The 19,710-nt window shown below is 31.9% G+C and carries 15 protein-coding genes; 10 read left to right on the plus strand and 5 right to left on the minus strand.

The annotated features are described in order from the left end of the window. Positions 1-36 precede the first annotated feature (36 nt). A complete protein-coding gene (locus ACO6OL_RS00495) occupies positions 37-1,215 on the plus strand; it encodes an acetyl-CoA C-acetyltransferase (protein ID WP_485501764.1) in 1,179 nt (392 codons plus the stop codon). A 356-nt stretch (positions 1,216-1,571) separates the two neighbouring features. After that, a complete protein-coding gene (locus ACO6OL_RS00500; protein ID WP_485501765.1) occupies positions 1,572-2,201 on the plus strand; it encodes a sunset domain-containing protein in 630 nt (209 codons plus the stop codon). A gap of 404 nt (positions 2,202-2,605) precedes the next feature. Here the strand turns inward: ACO6OL_RS00500 and ung are convergent, their stop codons facing one another. Beyond that, positions 2,606-3,292 carry a uracil-DNA glycosylase gene (gene ung / locus ACO6OL_RS00505; protein WP_485501766.1) on the minus strand — a complete coding sequence of 229 codons (687 nt, stop codon included), beginning with the start codon at positions 3,290-3,292 and terminating at the stop codon, positions 2,606-2,608. A 143-nt stretch (positions 3,293-3,435) separates the two neighbouring features. Here ung and proC point away from each other — a divergent pair, with 143 nt between their 5' ends. Then, on the plus strand, positions 3,436-4,227 hold the full coding sequence (gene proC, locus ACO6OL_RS00510; protein WP_485501767.1) for a pyrroline-5-carboxylate reductase: 792 nt from the start codon (positions 3,436-3,438) through the stop codon (positions 4,225-4,227). A gap of 85 nt (positions 4,228-4,312) precedes the next feature. On the opposite strand, the gene ACO6OL_RS00515 is transcribed toward proC, so the two are convergent. Together ACO6OL_RS00515 and ACO6OL_RS00520 are read right to left on the minus strand one after the other, a co-directional pair. Further along, the gene (locus tag ACO6OL_RS00515; protein WP_485501768.1) at positions 4,313-5,509 is read right to left on the minus strand and encodes an HNH endonuclease; all 1,197 of its coding nucleotides are present in this window, start codon (positions 5,507-5,509) and stop codon (positions 4,313-4,315) included. After that, entirely contained in the window at positions 5,499-7,358 is a 1,860-nt protein-coding gene (locus ACO6OL_RS00520) for a Dam family site-specific DNA-(adenine-N6)-methyltransferase (RefSeq protein ID WP_485501769.1), read from the minus strand. Before ACO6OL_RS00520 ends, ACO6OL_RS00515 begins: the two co-directional genes overlap by 11 nt. Positions 7,359-7,653: 295 nt before the next feature. On the opposite strand from ACO6OL_RS00520, the gene ACO6OL_RS00525 reads away from it, so the two are divergent. Then, positions 7,654-8,103, plus strand: a complete 450-nt coding sequence (locus tag ACO6OL_RS00525) for a pyrroline-5-carboxylate reductase family protein (protein WP_485501770.1) — start codon at positions 7,654-7,656, stop codon at positions 8,101-8,103. 191 nt (positions 8,104-8,294) lie between these two features. On the opposite strand, the gene pepF is transcribed toward ACO6OL_RS00525, so the two are convergent. Beyond that, entirely contained in the window at positions 8,295-10,103 is a 1,809-nt protein-coding gene (pepF, locus tag ACO6OL_RS00530; RefSeq protein ID WP_485501771.1) for an oligoendopeptidase F, read from the minus strand. A gap of 386 nt (positions 10,104-10,489) precedes the next feature. Here pepF and ACO6OL_RS00535 point away from each other — a divergent pair, with 386 nt between their 5' ends. Beyond that, on the plus strand, positions 10,490-11,584 hold the full coding sequence (locus tag ACO6OL_RS00535) for an NAD(P)/FAD-dependent oxidoreductase (RefSeq protein WP_485501772.1): 1,095 nt from the start codon (positions 10,490-10,492) through the stop codon (positions 11,582-11,584). Positions 11,585-11,820: 236 nt separating this feature from the next. Here ACO6OL_RS00535 and ACO6OL_RS00540 read toward each other — a convergent pair whose 3' ends face one another. Beyond that, a complete protein-coding gene (locus ACO6OL_RS00540; RefSeq protein ID WP_314159813.1) occupies positions 11,821-13,158 on the minus strand; it encodes an MFS transporter in 1,338 nt (445 codons plus the stop codon). A 541-nt stretch (positions 13,159-13,699) separates the two neighbouring features. On the opposite strand from ACO6OL_RS00540, the gene ACO6OL_RS00545 reads away from it, so the two are divergent. The 5 genes from ACO6OL_RS00545 to ACO6OL_RS00565 all read left to right on the plus strand — a co-directional run bounded on the left by ACO6OL_RS00545 (position 13,700) and on the right by ACO6OL_RS00565 (position 19,509). Next, positions 13,700-14,866 carry a pyruvate kinase gene (locus ACO6OL_RS00545; RefSeq protein ID WP_314159812.1) on the plus strand — a complete coding sequence of 389 codons (1,167 nt, stop codon included), beginning with the start codon at positions 13,700-13,702 and terminating at the stop codon, positions 14,864-14,866. 418 nt (positions 14,867-15,284) lie between these two features. Then, positions 15,285-16,091 (plus strand): diadenylate cyclase CdaA, encoded by an 807-nt coding sequence (cdaA, locus tag ACO6OL_RS00550; protein WP_485501773.1) that lies wholly within the window; start codon positions 15,285-15,287, stop codon positions 16,089-16,091. Positions 16,092-16,102: 11 nt separating this feature from the next. Beyond that, positions 16,103-17,065 (plus strand): CdaR family protein, encoded by a 963-nt coding sequence (locus tag ACO6OL_RS00555; RefSeq protein ID WP_485501774.1) that lies wholly within the window; start codon positions 16,103-16,105, stop codon positions 17,063-17,065. Positions 17,066-17,067: 2 nt separating this feature from the next. Further along, complete coding sequence (locus tag ACO6OL_RS00560; protein WP_485501775.1) at positions 17,068-17,319, plus strand: hypothetical protein; 252 nt, start codon at positions 17,068-17,070, stop codon at positions 17,317-17,319. Between the two features lie 318 nt (positions 17,320-17,637). Next, positions 17,638-19,509, plus strand: a complete 1,872-nt coding sequence (locus tag ACO6OL_RS00565; RefSeq protein WP_485501776.1) for a polysaccharide biosynthesis protein — start codon at positions 17,638-17,640, stop codon at positions 19,507-19,509. Positions 19,510-19,710: the final 201 nt, after the last annotated feature.

Genomic DNA, 19,710 nt, shown 5'->3' on the forward strand with positions numbered 1-19,710 from the left:
AATATACTAGTAAAGTAAATTTAGGAGATAAAAAACATGAATAGAGTTGCTATTGTAAGTGCTAAAAGAACTGCTATAGGAAGTTTCGGAGGAAGTTTAAAAGATGCTTCTGCTGCGAAAATTGGTGGAGATCTTGTACAACAAGCATTAGAAAGTATAAATCTTGATCCACATCTTGTTGATGAAATTATATTCGGTAATGTATTGCAGACTGGTCTTGGTCAAAATATAGCTAGACAAATCGCAGTTAATGCAGGTATTCCAAAAGAGAAAAGTGCCTTTGTTGTCAATAAAGTTTGTGGCTCAGGATTAAAGAGTGTTGTGCTTGGAGTTCAATCTATTATGGTAGGGGACAATGATATCGTAGTTTGTGGCGGAGTAGAGAATATGAGTGCAGCACCACATTATACGAAAAATGCTCGTTTTGGTCAAAAACTTGGTAGCTTTGAATTAGAAGATACTATAATTAATGACGGTCTGACTGATGCTTTTGAGAATTATCACATGGGTATTACTGCCGAAAATATCGCAGAGCAATATGGTATTACAAGAGAAGAACAAGATGAATTTGCTCTAGCGAGTCAAAAAAAGGCAGTCTTAGCAATCGAGAATAATCTATTTTCTGAGGAAATTGCTCCGATAATTATTAAAACAAGACGTGAGGAGATTACCTTTGATGTGGATGAATATGTCCGTGCTAATAGTAGCTTAGAAAGTCTAGCTAAGCTGAGACCATCTTTTAAAAAAGACGGAACTGTAACAGCAGGGAATGCGTCGGGTATTAACGATGGAGCTGCTTGTGTTATTTTAATGAGTGAAAAATGTGCTAAAGAATTAGGTTTAGATGTCCTTTGTTACATTGAAGGTTACGCTTCAACAGGTCTAGATAATAAGGTAATGGGGTTAGGACCAGTACCTGCAACACAAAAAGTTCTAGAAAAATTAAATTTAAATATTGAAGATATTGATTTATTCGAAATGAACGAAGCCTTCGCAGCGCAATCTATAGCTGTAACACGTCTATTAAACCTAGATCCGACTAAGGTTAATACGCGTGGTGGTGCAATAGCACTAGGACATCCAATAGGAGCGAGCGGGTGTCGTATCTTAGTTACATTAGTACATGCACTAATTAAAGACAATAAAGAAAAAGGGCTATGTTCTCTTTGCATAGGTGGAGGTCAAGGTATCTCTATGGTTGTTTCTAGGAAATAATTTTAGGGAGTGAATCAAAAAACGTAATTTTCTAGAAATCGAGTTTGGAGTGTTACTTCGCAAAGTATATTAGGTGATTAAAAAGTGAATTTAGATATTAATAAATCGCTGAGGCTATGAATTTCTGTAGTTTAAAAAATAGAATTTTTGAGTCAACTAAGTCTAAAAAGGTGTAAATTATATAAGAGTTGAATTCCCAATATAAGTTTCAGTTTAAATTCCAGGTTTACTTTGAACTGGAATTTACTTAGGGAATTAACAAATTCTATAGAAAATATAGTTATTTATAAAAATAATTGTCTATTAGCTAAGAAAGTGTTAAAATAGGTAAGTGATTATTTTTAAGGAGAAATATTGTGAATAAATTCATGAAAGAACATGGACAAGTTATTTTGTGGTTTATCTTTTTAGTATTTATGATAATATCACTTAGTATGGTGTTTACTCACGGCATTGGCTATGCTATTGTTGTGTTTGTACTAAGTCTTGTGTTATTGTGCCCGCCTATTGTAAAACTTATCCAACGAAAAACACGTTTGAAAAAAGTTGTCTTGGGTACTGTAAGTGCACTTGTTATGATGTTAACAATGTTAATGACTAATCATTTTAGTGATGCTAAAAAGGAAGAACAAAGAAAAACTTTCCAAGAGAGAAAAGAAGAACGTGATAAAAAAGTAGAGGAACAATCTTCTGAAGAGAAAAAAGAAGAAAATTCAACAGAGAATAAAGAACAACAGATAGCCCCACCACCTCCATCGAAAAAAAGAACAAATGAGAGTGATAGTGAGAAAAAAGAAGTTGTTCAAATATCTCAAAATCAACAGCAGGTACAACAACCTAGAAAAGTCATAGTTAGAGCTAGTAAAAAGAGTGGTTACTACTATACCCCAGCACACCCTTCTTATAATAATGTCGCTGCTACTAATTTATTAGTTTTCAATTCAGAAGAAGCAGCCCAAAAAGCAGGGTATAGAAGAGCAGCATAATAGACAAAAGATCTCAGACAAAATGTCTGAGATTTTTTGTTTTAAAATATAATAAAAAAACGTGTTTGGGGAACACGTTTTTTGGTGAACTAAATTAAGTTCTAAGCAATTACTTGCTTGTTTATATCTAATCTTATATACAAATAACAAAAGAGTTTTTTAACTCTTTAAAAGGGAGAATGGCTTGCCTAGGGAGCGACAAGCCACATTATGAAAAAAATTAAAAAGTTTTATTATCTGTTAATATCATAAAGAATTAACCGAAATATTGGTTTAAACAAAAATAATTTCAAACTTAAAAGGGAGAAACGACAAGTGTCGTTAAGAATGAAATTTCATTACTTTTGTTTAGGTAATTATTATAAACCTTGTACTTAAAATATACTTAAAATTTTTAAAGTTTTTTAAAAAAATGAAATTTGCTCATTTGTTTTCATTTTTAATTCAAAGTTTATAGTTTTTCTATTGTGCAACTCTAAATAATCATTGATTTGAGAGAAGACTTTACTTCCGAAAAAGCCTCTGTATGCAGATAATGGACTCGGGTGTGCTGATTCAATAATCATATGTTTTGAAGAATCAATTAATCTATTTTTACTTCTTGCGTAAGTTCCCCATAAAACAAAGACTACATTTTCATTTTTTTCAGAAATAGTTTCAATTATGTAATCCGTAAAATTTTCCCATCCCATTTTACTATGGCTCGCAGGAGAATTTTTTTCAACAGTAAGAACCGCGTTAAGTAGAAACACACCTTGATTAAACCAAGATTCGAGATTTCCTGTTTTTGCTGGATTTATACCTAAGTCATCATGAAGCTCTTTGTAAATATTTATAAGACTTTTTGGAAGTGGGACGTCATCATTGACCGAAAAGCTTAATCCGCAAGCCTGGTTGGGATTATGATAGGGATCCTGCCCTAATATTACGACTTTGATATCTTCTAATGCTAAGTCGAAAACTCTAAAAACTTGTTCTTTTGGAGGGTAGATTGTTGTAGTAAGACGTTGTTTATCTATTTTTTCTATCAATTTATTAAGTTCATCTATTTTTGGATAATTTTTTATTACTTCATTCCAACTGCTATGCATATAAAACTCCTTTGAATAACTGCTTGTTATAAAAGTATAACATAGTTAAATTTTTATTGAAATAGTTGTGATTGAACTTGTCTAGGACATAAGGGTTTGGATTATAGTATAATGTTATTAACGAATACTTAGGAGGAATATGTATGAAATTAGGTTTTATCGGTGTAGGAAATATGGGAAAAGCTATATTAGAAGGACTACTTCGAAGTGGTAAAGTTAGTAGTATGGATGTCTTTGTGAGAAATTCTTCGGATGAAAGTACTAGAAATGTTGCTGAAGAAACAGGTGCTGTATTCTGTAAGAGTCTAGAAGAAGTTGTAGAAAATAGTGATATAGTATTTTTAGGAGTAAAACCATATTTAGTAGGAACAGTGCTGGATGAAGTGAGCCTTAGTTTGAAGGATAAGATTGTTATTTCAATGGCTGCAGCTGTCGAAATAAATGATTTAGAAAAGAAAATTCCAGAGACTAAAATAGTTAGAATTATGCCGAATACACCAGTGAAAGTAGGCATGGGTGTAATAGGGGTTACGTTTAATTCTTTAGTAAATGACTCTGAGAAATTATTAGTACTAGACTTACTAAATAATTTAGGTATTTCTGAGGAAATATTAGAAAAAAATATGGCTGCTTTAATAGCTTTGAGTGGTTCAGGTCCTGCTTATGTGTATTTATTTATAGAGGCTTTAGCTGATGGTGCTGTTCTAAATGGTTTAAAACGTGATGTCGCCTATAGACTTGCAGCAAGTACAGTTTTGGGGGCGGCGAAGATGGTGTTAGAAACTAAAGAGCACCCAGGTAAGTTAAAAGATGATGTATGTTCACCGAGCGGAAGCACTATCGAAGCTGTGAGAGTTTTAGAAGAAAAGAATTTTCGCAGCGCAGTTATAGAATGTGAAAAAGCCTGTTTCGATAAGTTAGATAGAATGAAATAGGGTTCAACTAGAAAAATAATATTTTTAATTAAACCCATATAGTTTCTGAGTGTAGTACAGTTGTACTAATAAAATAAAAAAACTATTAGTATACAGAATTACGCAGTTTTAAATAATTAATGAGAGACTCTGTCATTATTGTTTGATCTAATGATTTTATTGTTGTTATCTCATTTAGATAAGATTTGTATTTATTAGAGAGATTATCTTTGAATTTTATGTAGCCAGAATTAGATATAATAAGAATACCTTGATCATAGAGTTTGTGGTGGTTTTCACACAACCATATGCCATTATCGGCATTTGTAGCATGTTCAATTTTTTGATTGAGTGACCACATAGGGTTATTTTTGATTTTAGCGATAGGGTAGATATGTGCTCCTTGGATTATCTCTGGAATTTCACAATTGCAACATGCACATTTTTTTGGTCCAAGTTTCTCTAGTAGATTATATATATATTTAGGGGACCTAATGTTAGTTTTATTTTCTAAAATTTTCTTTTCTAATTGCAAATCAGTAGGTACGATTGTTATTTTGTTCATTGAATTAATTATATCTAATGAAGATTTTGGTAGTTCTTTCAGATTACCTTCTAACATCTCATATAAAGTAATTTTTTGATTATTATTTGCCAGTTTAGAAATTGCATAACAAATCATAGTAGTTTCATATTTGTTTGCTCCGTATGTTTTACCGTAAATATCATAGCTAATCATACTACTTTTTGTAATGTAAGATGAGTTATTACTTTTGTTCTTATTTGAATTATGTTTTTTTGCATACATAATATCTTCAATTGATAAGAAGGGGCTAATATGAGTCTCTATTTTTTCCTTATCATTTAAAAATTCAAAACCTATAGTTTTCATTAACCTATAAAACAATAATTGATATTCTGTTGAAGCATTACCGCTGTCATGTAAAAAATAATAATAAAGTTTTTTATTGGATGATTTATTATTGTAGAACATATTGTAGGCGGTAGAAACACTTTGAGTACTAGAATTTCTTCCTCCTATATGTTTTTCAGAAACAGAGATATAATTTATATATCCATCGAAAAGAAGGATAATTAATCTTCCTTTATTATAACCTTGCTCTAGTCCGTTTTCTTGGTATGAGTTATCAACGTATTGGACATCAAATTCGGTTTTTCCAGTAATCTTATAACAAATATCTTTAAGGATAGAATCATTTAGAATATCACGAAAATATATTTTTGTTTGTTTTGATTTTTGGAAATTATTTTTTATAAAAAATGATGGTTTTTTATAGTTCATAATTTATCACCAATATTTCTTTCCTTTTTTTTCCTGAGATGCCTGAAACATCTCCTAAGTTTAATTTTGTATAATTATTATTTTCTATCCAATTTAACAAGGAGTGATTTCGTTCTCCTTTATGTTCTTCTACATATGAAAGCATAAACTTAATTCCAGAACTATTAATTTGATTTAAAAAATCAAACATTTCGGCTTCTAATTCATCGTTCCAACCTTTAAATCCACGTTTACCATCATTATAGCTTCCTGTGGTTAATTTGTATGGAGGATCTAGATACACCAAATCATTTTTTTTTATTTGTTCTTTTAATTCTATATAATCCTTACAAATAAAATGATAATCAATTTCTTTAATATGCCTAGAAAAACTAATCAGTTTTTCTAGTATTTTGTCATTGAACCAACGTATGCCAGGTGGGTTGTTAAATTCATACGAACTATTGAATCTTATCTGCTGCTGGAATCCGTACATTATCAAAATGTATAAAAATTCAGGTTTTCGTTTATTGATAGGTAAGTTATTATAGTATTGTCTAGCATTTAAAAAAGCTTCTTTGTTACCTTTTTCAAGTTTGAAATCTTTTATTTGTTTTTTTATAAGTTTTATATATTTGTATGTATCATTAAATTTGAAAGAAGAGATTAATTCAGTCACCATATAATTTAAATCGTTATAAACAACCTTGTGATTATTTATATTACCTCCTACATTACCTCCTCCTCCAAAGATATCCCAAAAAGTGTTATAGTTTTTAGGAAGGTATTCTTTCATCTTAGGTATTATTTTAAATTTACTTCCTATATAATTTAAGGGGGATTCATAAACTATATCATTATCTTTCTTTTTTTCAATGAAAAATAGATATTCATAGTGTTGATCTGATTTTTTAGATTTCCAGTTTTTGTATTTTTTATAAGGTATTTTTTTAAAAGTATAGGTCTCTTTCTTGCCATATCTTTTTAAAACAGATTCTATATATTCCTTTGACATAAAACCATCAGTATTATAGCTAAAAATAATGTATTTTGCTTTTGTTTTTGCTATTAATTTATCGAATAAAATATGAGATTTAATATCTTTTGACCAGTCTGAACGCATAGGAGCTGTAGGTCGAGAACCAGTAACCCTGCTTACTTCTGGGGCATCATATAAAACAAGTGTTTCTAATAAGTGGTATTGAGTGCCATATTGATTTTGGGTGTATGGTGGATCAAGATAAAGGATATCGCAGTGGATGTCTTGAACAATATTTTCTATTTTATCACAAAATACTTTTACAGATATGGGATTACCATTGCTACTTTCAACTGCCTCGAATTTTATTTCTTTAAGAGCTCTAGTATCCCATTTTTTTAAAAATGCACCATAAACTCCTGCTGTATTTGATACTTTTGAGACAGATTCAACCAATGAAGACAGTAAATATAAATATTCATCTTGTGAGATTTTTTGGTTTACCTTCCAATATTCTATTTGCCATCTGAAGTAATCAATTCGGCCTCCGTTATATTCAGAAAAATACATTCTATTTGAGTTAGCAGGAGTGTAATTCTTATATATAAAACCTTTTCTTATTTCAGTGTTGTTGTTAAGGTATGAGAATGGATTGACTCCAAGTTTTTCGAAAGTACAATTATTTGCTATTAATTTTCCTTTAGCATAAGTTGTTGCCCAATTTAAATTATCGTTAATAATTATTTTGAAATTTTTCTTAAAATAATCAGAAACTGATCCAGTTCCACAAAAGGCATCAAATAGAATTAAGTCCTTATTTAAAAGATTCTTTTCTTCAAATAATTCATAAATATCATTTAGTATGGATGATTTATTTCCAATATACCGCATTGATAGTTCTCCTTTTAAAAAAGATTTAATATATTATAAAAAGAATAATACAGAAGTATGTATTCTATATATTTCTATTTATCATATCATAATTTTATAAATTTAGCCATAAACTCGCAAGGAAAATATTATTTATGTGTGTGAAGATTACGTTTATGATAATGGTTTTATTATAGGAACAACGCTGGATGAAGTGATCCTTAGTTTGAAGAATAAGATTGTTATTTCAATGGCTGCAGCTGTCTAAATAAATGATTTAGAAAAGAAACTTCCAGGGACTAAAATAGTTAGAATTATGCCGAATACACCCGTAAAAATAGGGAGTGGTGTAGTGGGTGTTACATTTAATTCTTTAGTGGCAGCTGAAGAAAAAATATTAGTATTAGACCCCTTAAATAATTTAGGTATTGCCGAGGAAATATTGGAAAAAGACATGGCTGCTTTAACAGCTTTAAGTGGTTCAGGTCCTGCGTATGGATATTTATTTATAGAAGCATTAGCTGATGGAGCTGTGTTAAATGGATTAAAACGTGATGTCGCCTATAGACTTGCAGCAAGTACAGTTTTGGGTGCTGCGAAGATGGTGTTCGAAACTAAAGAGCACCCAGGTAAGTTAAAAGATGACGTATGTTCACCGAGCGGAAGCACTGTCGAAGCTGTGAGAGTTTTAGAAGAAAAGAATTTTCGCAGTGCAGTTATAGAATGTGAAAAAGCCTGTTTCGATAAGTTAGATAGAATGAAATAGAATTTAAGATTAAGATTAAAGGCTGCCTCAAAAGTCCTAAAATTTAACAAAGTTCATATGAGAACTCATAGACGCAGTGGTTTATTGATATCTAAATTCGCTTTATAAAAGCTTTTTAGATATCTAATAAACTGTGCGAGGGTGACTCGACAAAATCGATTTCTACGAAATAACGATTTTTGAGTCACTCCTTATTTATTTAATTCATCTGTTAAGTTGTAAAGTTCATCTACTAGGTGACCAACATAAGTGATAGCTTCTTTTAGTGGTTCATCAGTACTTACATCACAACCTGCAAGTTTAGAAAGATCTAGTGCTGACATGCTGCTTCCTTTAGAAAGAACATTTAACCAAGTGTCGGCATAAGAACTGTCATTATCAATCTTATTAGCGATAGCTGTACCGATTGTTAATCCTGCAGAGTAAGTGTATGGATATAGTCCCATGTAGTAGTGAGGTTGTCTCATCCAAGTAAGCTCTGCACCTTCATTAACTACTAAACTATCTCCGAAGAACTCTTCCATAACGTTGCGTTTTACTTCAGAAAGAACATCAGCAGTTAGCATTTCATTGTTATCTACCATTTTGTAGATTCTATCTTGATAAACAGCTTCTAAGTAATGTGTTACCATATTGTGGAAGTATGTTCTACTAATCATATTGCTGATAACCCAACGTTTGAAACGAGCATCAGTGTTAGTTTTTAGTAGGTAGTTAGATACGATAACTTCGTTACAAGTTGATGGTGCCTCAACGAAGTAAAGTGGGCAATCGTTGTTTAACATTGTTTGGTGTTTTCCTGTACTCATGAAGTGATACGCATGCCCAAGCTCGTGAGCAAGAACGAAAACTTCATTCATTTTTCCAGTCCAAGAAAGTAGGATAAATCCAGCTACATTAGGAACTGTTGCGCAGAATCCACCAGTGCTTTTCCCAATATTTTGAGGGAAGTCAGTCCAACGTTTGTCATAACTTTCATCAATCATTTTAACGTAGTCTTCACCAAGAACCCCAAGTGCTTTTTTAAGGTAAGAACGAGATTCGTCGATAGTCATATCAACTTCGAAATCAGGGTCAAGATTGATTTTGCAATCAGCAAACTGCATATCTTCAATTTTGTGCTCGCGAGCTAGAAGTTTAATGTAACGTCGAATATGGGGTGCTAAATCTGTCATAAGAGTACGGATTTGACGATCATATAGTTCGCGGTTACCATCTTGAGCGGCTAATAGGTAGTCGATAACACTATCATAACCACGCATTGTAGCAAGCATTTTTTCTTTTTTGATTTGTGAAATATACTCGTTTGCTGAAGTGTTTTTATAAGCATTTAATGTTTTATAAAAACTTTTCGCAGCATTACGGCGCACTTCAGTATCGTTATCCATTTCGTGTAAGTTTTCGTATAGTACGAAGCTATTTTCGAAAGTTTTTCCGTTTGCTTCAAAGCTGTCGAATTGCATATCTTCGTGCTTAGTTACCTCATATAGATTGTAGTAACCAGGAAGACTCTCATAGTTTGCGATTACTTGTTCAGCTTCTTTTGATAGTGTATGTTTTTTCTCCTGAACGATTTTTTCGAAGTAATATTCTAAATCGGGACGATGGTTTTTCACGAAATCTTTAATGAATTGTTCATCTAGTTCTACAAGTTCAGTGTCGAAGAAACTTAAATTCCCTGCCCATAAAGTAGAAACATCTTCAAATAGTGTTACATTTTGTACTACATTGTCATTAAATCTATCCACTGCCATTGGTAATTCCGCATAGTGAGATAGCTTATAATATTCTTCATAAAGTTCTTCGTATTTTTTAACGGCAGTATCTAAAGTAGCGTGATCCGTTAATTTTCCTTCGTAAGTAGCCTTGAAATCTAAGATTTCTTTTTTAATATTTGCAAGGCTCGCTTTAAAATCTTCATCAGTCTTATATAGAAGAGTCATATCCCAAGTATATTTCTCTTCGACTTCATTTCTTGGTATTAATTTCATTTTAGTCATAGTTTACCTCCTGTAAATTATAATTTTATAGTCGTTTGACTTAAGTACTATTATAATATGATATGCAATATAAGTCTATAAAATAATTTTGATTAGAAAAATATTTCATTATTCATATAAAGTTACCCTAAGTGAAACTTTTACGAGGGATAATTAGAAATAAATTTTGTTGTGTGAATAAAATTTATTTGAGAGAAACTTGTAATATATCTCTATTTTACAGGATGATTGGTAAAAGAAATATTATCGTGTGTTATAGTTATTGTTTGCGATAAATTTTTGTGAAATGTAGATTTTATAGTTGATTTCAAAGTTAAAGTTTACTCTGTAATTTTTTTGAGTTATAATTTTAATTAGTAGATTTATTAAAAAAAGCGAGGTATCTTATGAAAATAGCAGTAGTAGGTGGGGGAATAGTAGGAGCTACATGTGCTTATTATTTGTCAAAAGAACAAAAAAATGAAATAGTAGTTTTTGATTATGGCGTTGGTCAAGCTACCAAAGCATCAGCTGGGATTATAAGTCCATGGTTTTCTAAAAGACGTAATAAACCCTGGTATAAGATGGCGAGACTAGGTGCGGATTTTTATTTGAAATTAGTTAAAGATTTAGAAGCTGATGGCTATAATACTGACTTTTATTCGCAATGTGGAGTATATTTATTGAAAAAAAATGAAGATAAGCTATCTGAGTTAAAAGAACTTGCAGAAAGTCGCAAAGAATTATCACCGATGATAGGGAATTTAGAGATAATCTCAAAAGAAGAGGTTCAAAAGATAATTCCTAGTTTCAACAGCAATGGAGACGTACTGTATGCGAGTGGTGGTGGACGTGTAGAGGGAGAGAGGTTCGTTAATACCTTACTTACTGCCTCGAAAGCTAATGTCGTTAAAGAAAAAGTTAGTCTAAAGGTTGTGGAAGATAAGTACGAGATTAATGGACAGTTTTTTGATACTGTTGTTCTTGCGACAGGTGCGTGGTTAAAAGATATATTAGAATCCCTTGGCTTTGATGTTGATGTTCGTCCGCAAAAAGGGCAATTAAGGGATTATAAAGTTTCTGATGAAAATACAGGCTCTTATCCAGTTATTATGCCTGAGGGTGAATTGGATATTATTCCATTTGAAAAAGGTGTTGTTAGTGTTGGAGCGACACACGAAAATGATATGGGCTTTGATTTAACTGTTGATAAACAGCAACTTGATGCTTTTGGCAAAGAAGCGGAGAACTTCTTAGGTGAATTAAAAAATGCACAGATAATAAATGAACGTGTTGGAATTAGAGCTTATACTAGTGATTATTCTCCGTTCTTTGGTGAAGTTCCAACATTGAAAAATGTTTATGCAATTAGTGGACTTGGTTCTTCAGGTTTAACTACAGGTCCAATAATAGGTTATAGTGTAGCGAATATAATTTTAGGAAACGATATAGAATTAGATCCGCGAGATTACAATATTGGAAACTATGTAATACGTAAGTAAGAGGGAGTGACTCAAAAATCGTGTTTCGGAGAAATCGATTTTTTAGAGTCACCCCCGCACAGTTTATTAGATATCTAAAAAGCTTTTATAAAGCGAATTTAGATGTCAATAAACCACTGCGTCTATGAGTTCTCATATACACTTTGTTAAAATTTAGGACTTTTGGATCAGCCCCTAACAATAAAAAAAGCACTGGACGATTTTGTTCAGTGCTTTTTAATGTTTTTAATTGTTAATTATTTATGTGCTAGTTCTTTAGCTCCGCGGTGACTTAGTACTGCGAATACGATACAAAGAACTGCAGATGATAGAAGAACGTAAAGTCCTCCAGACCATCCTACACGGTCAACAACGAATCCGATGAACCAAGTACCGAATGAAGCACCCACGATGTAACTCATGAATCCTCTTAGACCAACTGCGTTACCAACAGCAAATGATGGAACAACTTCCATAGTTTGAACTGATGCTAAGAATTGTGGTACATAGATTAGACATCCAGAAAGGCTGGCAAATACGATTACCCATACTAGAGAAGTACTTTCCCAATATCCGATTAGACAGAAGAAAATGATAACCATTGCACCGATTGCTGGAGGCATACGGTAACCTTTGAATACTTTATCAGATAGGTATCCAGCAAGAAGTGTTGATGGAATAGCAGCCCACTCGAATAATGTGAAGGCGATACCCATTTGTCCTTTTGTGAATCCTTTAGTTTCTAATAAGTAGATTGGAAGCCAAGAGATTAATCCGAAACGAATTAAGTATACGAATGTATCAACTAGAGATACATACCAAGCGTGTTTGTTTTTTAATACGTAGTTTACGAAGATTTGTCCTGCACTTAAGTTTGCAGCTTCTTCTGGTACGTGTTTTACTTCTACTTTTTGAGTTTCACCAGTGATTTCTTCCATTGTTGGTAGACCTTCGTTTTCTGGTTTTCCTTTAACTAAAACAAGGATGATGATAACGAAGATAATAGCGATAATTGCTGGGAATACGTAGTATGCTAATTTCCAGTGTTCTTTACCAAAGATGAAGAAACCTAATGTAACGATACTTGCTACGATTCCTCCACCGATGTTGTGAGAGATGTTCCAAAGAGCAGTCATACGACCACGTTCTTTTTTAGGGTACCAGCTTGCAAGTGTGATGAATGCTGGTCCAACTCCCATACCTTGGAAAAGTCCTAGTAAGATTACTAAGATTGATACTAAGAATACAGTGTGACTAACTCCAAGTGCTAAGTTTACAGATGCACAAAGGAAAAGTCCAAGAGCCATATATTTTTTTGGATCGGCTTTATCTGATAAACTACTCATGAATCCTTTACTTAATCCATATGCAAGTAACATGTAACTCATGATTGCACCCATTTGAGTTTTAGAAATTCCTAAAGATGCTTTAAGATCACTACTCGATAAACTGATGTTATTTCTAACAATATAGAATGCCATATATCCAAGGAATACTCCAAGGAAAGAAATAAATCTTAATTTTTTATAAGTTGGCATAACTTTATCGGCAGGAACTGTATGTGATTTAGCTTTAGGCTTTAAAAATGATAACATAAAATATGTTCCTCCTAGAATTATTGTATATATAAATTTGAATAACTGAAAACTATGTGTTATATCAGCATGTAAAATTATATACTACAGAGGGGAGGTTGTCAATAGTTTTTTAAATATTAGATAATATTATTTTTTTCTTAATGTTTAAATAGTGGATATTGATATTTTGTGAAAATATAGCATTTTCATGAAAATGAACTTTGTAAATATTTTTCACAATTCACATATAAAAATAACTACAAATGTAGCCTGAAATGTAAGAAAAAACCTTACAAACTAGGTAAGGTTTTTTCTTTTATTTAGTATTTTTAATTTCAATGGTAAAAACGATATATCCAGTTATATTTTAAAATTTACAATAATTTAATATGCAGCTGAAAACAAAAATTATTACGGTTATAGAATTTTTATATAGATATTATGGTGGCATTTAATAATAATATTTGTTATATTAATAGAGAGTATTAAAATCTGTTATAATATCTAGGTTATGGTATGTTATAATTCGCTGTGCTATAATAAAAGTGAAAATTAAAGTATGGATAGGTATAAGATTATGATTAGAAATTCTAAAATAATAGCCACTCTAGGCGATGCAACTGATAAAGTATTACGAAAAATAGTAGAGGGTGTAGCGGATGCTGTATTGATAGATTCTTTTTATGGAAGTAATGAAGAGAATATCGAGAGAATCGAGAAGATTAAGTCTTTAAGAGAAGAAGTAGGTAGAGATTTAGCTATAATTTATGATGTGGATCACATATATGCTCAGAATAAATATAAACTTATTAGAATTGATGAAGAAAAAATATATTTTGCTTGTAAAAATGACGTCGACTTTGTTGCGTGTCCTTTTGTTGGTAACTTAGAAGAAATTACAAAGGTGAAAGAGCTTATTAAATCACATGGAAAAAATATAGGGGTTATAGTTAAAATAGATTGTAAAGACGGTTATGAGAATCTTGATGGAATACTAAAGATTGCAGATGCAATTATGATTAATCGTGATGAACTTGGGGTAGACATTCCCTATGAAGATTTACCGGGAATTCAAAAAGATATTGTAAGAAGAGCTAACGAAGCTGCGAAAGTAGTTATTTTAACAACTCAAATGCTATATTCTATGGTTTATAATCCAAGACCGACAAGAGCTGAAGTATCTGATGTTGCGAATGCAATTTTTGATGGTGTTGATGCGGTTATGTTAATAGAGGAGACTGCGATTGGGGATTATCCGTGTGAAGCATTAGAGGTCGTAGATAAAATCATAAGAACTGTTGAAAAAAATAATGCTGTTGATGCCGAAAGATTCGAAGTTGATGACTATAAAATGAGTATTTCTCACGCTGTTTCAATGACAACCAAACACCTTTTAGAATCAGTAGATGTAAAAAATATTGTTACCTATACGAAGTCGGGAGCAACTGCTCGTTTTATTGCGAGGTATCGTCCAAATGTACCTATACTAGCGGTTTTACCTGATAGAGAAAGTGCTAGAAAGTTAATTATTACTAGGGGAATAGTGCCGTTCATCGAACCTAAGATGTTAAGTATGGAAGAAATGTTAAGTAATGCTGCTTTATATTCTAAAAAAGCTGGACTAGCTGAAGCTTTTGATCTCATCTTAATAACTGCAGGTCAACCAGATACGGGGGAAGGTATTGTGCCGCCTACAGATTTTGTATATGTAAGCAAAGTTGATTAATTAGAAGTTAATATACTCGGTAGGTTTGAACATTTATATTTAAATTATTTATCATAGTTTTTAGTAGGCGGTGTTCTACATGTTATAGTTTTAAATTACCTGAGGTATTTTGTGGAGCTGATAAAAAAGTCCTAAATTTTAACAAAGTATATGAGAACTTATAGACGCAGTGGTTTATTGATATCTAAATTCGCTTTATAAAAGCTTTTTAGATGTCTAATAAACTTTGCGGGAGTGACTCGACAAAATCTTGTTTCTACGAAATCACGATTTTGTCGAGTCACTCCCTTTTTCTTTTATAAAAAAATAGCACAACGTTTGCATTTTATGATATAATTAAATATGGATTGCTATACGTATAACTATAGGCATATTATGTGTGGTAATGATATTATTAATCAAAGGAAGGAGATTATTTATGATAGCTGAATACTTATCAGGAGTAAGTACGCTAACACTAATTATTCATTTACTGGATATATTATTAGTTTGGTTTTTAGTCTATAAACTACTAAGTTTATTAAAAGGTACTCGTGGTATGCAACTTGTTAAGGGTATTTTAATTGTTATTGGATTAAAAATATTCTTTAACTTTATCGGATTTAAGACGATGACATACATATTTGAACAAGTGGTAACTTGGGGAGTATTAGGTATAATGATTATATTCCAACCGGAATTAAGACGAGCTCTTGAATATATAGGAAGGGTACAGCTGTCTAATATCTTCAATATTAACTACAAAGATGTTCAGAAAGATTCAACTGAACATATTATAAAGGCTGTTGTCGATTCATCTAGACATATGGCGCGCCGAAGAATAGGTGCGTTAATCGTACTGGAAAATAATACGGGACTTGATGAGTATGTAGAAAGTGGGATTACGGTCAATGCTGAGGTGACGAATGAACTTATAATTAATATTTTTATTCCAAATACACCTTTGCATGATGGTGCTATGATAATTGATGAAAATAAGATTCGTGCTGCGAGCTGTGTTCTACCTCTATCGGATAATAGATCAATAGCTAGTAGCTATGGAACAAGACACCGTGCTGCTTTAGGATTGTCTGAAGTTACAGATGCTATAATAATCGCTGTATCTGAGGAAACAGGAAAGATTAGCGTTTGTCAAAATGGAATTTTAACTTCGGATTTTTCAACAGAGGATTTAACGAAATTTTTGGAGAAAAATTGGAAACAACAAGAGAAAATAATTAAATAAGAGGTGATATTATGCAACTAAAAGAAAATAATAAGTTAAAGTTAATATCATTTTTAATAGCGATACTATTGTTTTTATCGGTTAATGAGAATTTTAAAAACTTCTCTGTTCTCGGAGATAATACTAGTGATAATGCAACGGCTTGGGTAAGCGATGTTCCACTGGATGTTGATTATGACAGAGATAAACTTTATGTAGTAGGTATTCCAAATACTGTATCTGTGAAATTATCTGGGACACAAACGAAGGTTCAGAAAGAAAGTATTGCTAAAAATTTCAAGGCGAAATTGAATCTTAGAAATGCCCAAATAGGCGATGATCAGAAGGTTAGAATTGAGATAGAAGGTTTAGAAAGAGGTGTAGATGGAACCGCGGAACCATCTATAATAACGATATCTATCAGAGAAAAAGCGACAAAAGAGTTTAAAGTTACACCGATAGTAAAAAAAGAACGTCTATTGATTGGGTATGAGGTAGATAAACTTAGCGTATCTAATCCAACTGTTAAGATTTCTGGAGCTATAGAGAGTCTTGATAGAATAAATGAGGTTCGTGCGGAGAGTGATACTCGTACGAAACTTAATAGAAATACTAGAGAAGAAGCTAAGTTAGTAGCCTATGATAGTGATTACAATAAGATTGAGGACATTCAGATAGAGCCAAATTCAACGGTTATGAATATCGAACTTAAAAATATAGAAAAAGAAGTTCCTTTAGAGGTAAATACTATAGGTACTCTCCCATCAGGATTAGAGCTGATTAGTGCGACTGCGGATGTTTCTAAAGTAACCATTAGGGCAGAAGATACAGTAGCTTTAGCTAGGATAACAGAGATGTTTGTTGATGTCGATTTAAGTGATGTTAAAGAAGAAATAGAAGAACGTAGCAATTTGAAGATTTATCCTAAAGAAAATATTCGAATTGCGACGGATACACCGATTGTTAAAGTAACAATTAAGATAAGGAAAAAATAATTATGGCAGATAAAAAATTAATATTTATGGCTGTTAATATGCTTGTTACAGTTCTTAGTTTAGCTATAATAATTGCGACGATGTTTATAGAAAATCAAAGGGTTAAGACTACTGCAATTTTTGTAGCTATAACTATATTAATAGTTCAAAAAATAATAGAGATAAAAGTAATCAAGGAAACTAGAAAAGTCAGTATTTTAATATTATGTATTATTATTGCTGCGACAGGTTACTTTGGTTATAGATTGTTTTAAAATATGTAGAAGAGCTGAGGGAGCGGGGGTTGATCCAAAAGACCTAAATTTTAACAACGTGTATATGAGAACTCACAGACGCAGGGGTTTATTGATATCTAAAATCGCTTTAGAAAAGCTTTTTAGATATCTAATAAACTGTGCGGGGGTGACTCGACAAAATCTTATTTCTAGAAATCACGATTTTTGAGTCACTCCCTGTTCCCCACATAGTTTGTTAAGTACTAATAGTTTTTTTAGTTATAAAAAAACTTTTTAGTACTTATGATTTTGGGTTAATCAACCTTTATGCTCTTTGGTAAATTTGTAGGAGATGTTATGAATAAACTATTTTCATCAAAAATATACATAAATCATAGATTTAAACTCATTATGTTATTAGATCTACTGACGGTTACGTTAGGAATTTTGGCATCGATATTTCTAGGTAAGGCATCAGATCCGTTTGCTATGTTAAATGGACATTATGTCGAAATATTAGAATTTCTTGTGATGTCACTTGTAATATATACATTTAGTTTTTATTTGTTTGGTACTAATAAATCATTATGGTCATATTTAGGTGTTAATGAGATAGTAAATATTTGTATTTCAGTAGTTCTTGGGGACTTAATTACAAGTATTCTTTATCAGTATATGTTACCTGATACTTTCTCGAATGTAAGATTCGCTATCTTTTCACCTTTATTAATAATAGCGGGTATGATGTTTACAAGAATGTTATATCGTGCCTTACGTGAAAGAGAAGTAGGGAAAAATGGAGAAAGCGCGTATAAAAATACATTTATAATCGGTGCAGGAGATGCTGGATACATATTATTAAAAGAGTTATCTAAAAATAATATTTTCCGTGCTAATGTAGTTGGTCTTATAGATGATAATCGAAAAAATTCTGTAATCAGTGGTCTTACGGTAGTTGGAACAACTTATGAAATACTAAAACTTATTCCAAAATATGAAGTAGAACAAGTATTTTTAGCTATTCCATCGATTAGTGCTTATAACAAAAATAGAATATTAAATGTTCTGAAAGAAGCTAATGTTAGTGTTAAGGTAATGAGCTCTGGTGTTGCTGTAGAAGACGGGGAGAGTATCTCTAAACACTTAAAAGATGTATCTATCGAGGATTTATTAGGACGTGGAGAAGTGAAGCTTTCTCAAGGGGAGATTCGTTCTTATATTAAAGGAAAGAGTATCCTTGTTACGGGTGCTGGTGGTTCGATTGGAAGCCAGATTGTAAGAGAAATATTCAAATTCAAACCGAGTCAACTTGTTTTGGTTGATGTTAATGAGAATGCATTATATATGTTAGAACGTGATTTAGATTTTGAAAAATCACATAGTAAGGAATATGATGATATAAACTATATTTCTGAAATAGTAAGTATTCGTGAAAAAGATGCGTTAACTGAGGTATTCGATAAGTATAAGCCGAGCGTAGTGTTTCACGCGGCAGCGCATAAACACGTACCTTTAATGGAACGTCGTCCACAAGAAGCGATTAAAAATAATGTCTTTGGGACAAAAAATGTTATGGATGTAGCCATCGAAAAAGAAGTAGAAAGATTTATTATGATTTCTACAGATAAGGCGGTAAATCCTACGAATGCTATGGGTGCTTCAAAACGTTTAACAGAGATTATTTTACAATCAAAAGGTAACAAGTATAAAACGAAATTTGCTGCTGTTAGATTCGGTAATGTATTAGGTTCAAATGGTTCTGTTATTCCTATATTTAAAGAACAGATAAAAAAAGGTGGACCTATCACAATTACGCATAGAAATATTATTCGTTACTTTATGACGATTCCAGAAGCGGCGCAGTTGGTACTACAAGCTGGATATTACGCAAGTGAGGGGGAAATCTTCCTATTAGACATGGGAGAACCTGTAAAAATAATAGATCTTGCGACAAACTTAATTAAATTATCAGGATTAGAACCATATAAAGATATAGACATCGAAGAGATTGGTCTAAGACCTGGTGAGAAAATGTATGAAGAGTTATCGCTTGATTACGAAAGCAGTGAAAAGACAGATAACAAAATGATCTATAAAAATACAACCTTAGATATTGACGTTGAGGAATTAGATAAAAAACTAGTAGAGTTAAAATCAATGCTAGGACATTCAACAAATGAAGAAATACGTAGCAAGTTATTTGAAATAATAAATTGTTATAACGGATAAAAAAGAAGGGCGATTCAAAAATGATTTTGAGTCGCCTTTTTAGCTATAGGAATGACGTGAAGGGGTTGCCTCCAAAAGACCTAAATTTTAACAAAGTGTATATGAGAATTCATAGACGCAGTGGTTTATTGATATCTAAATTCGCTTTATAAAAGCTTTTTAGATATCTAATAAACTGTGCGGGGGTGACTCAACAAAATC

This window comes from Gemella sp., from assembly GCF_057272915.1.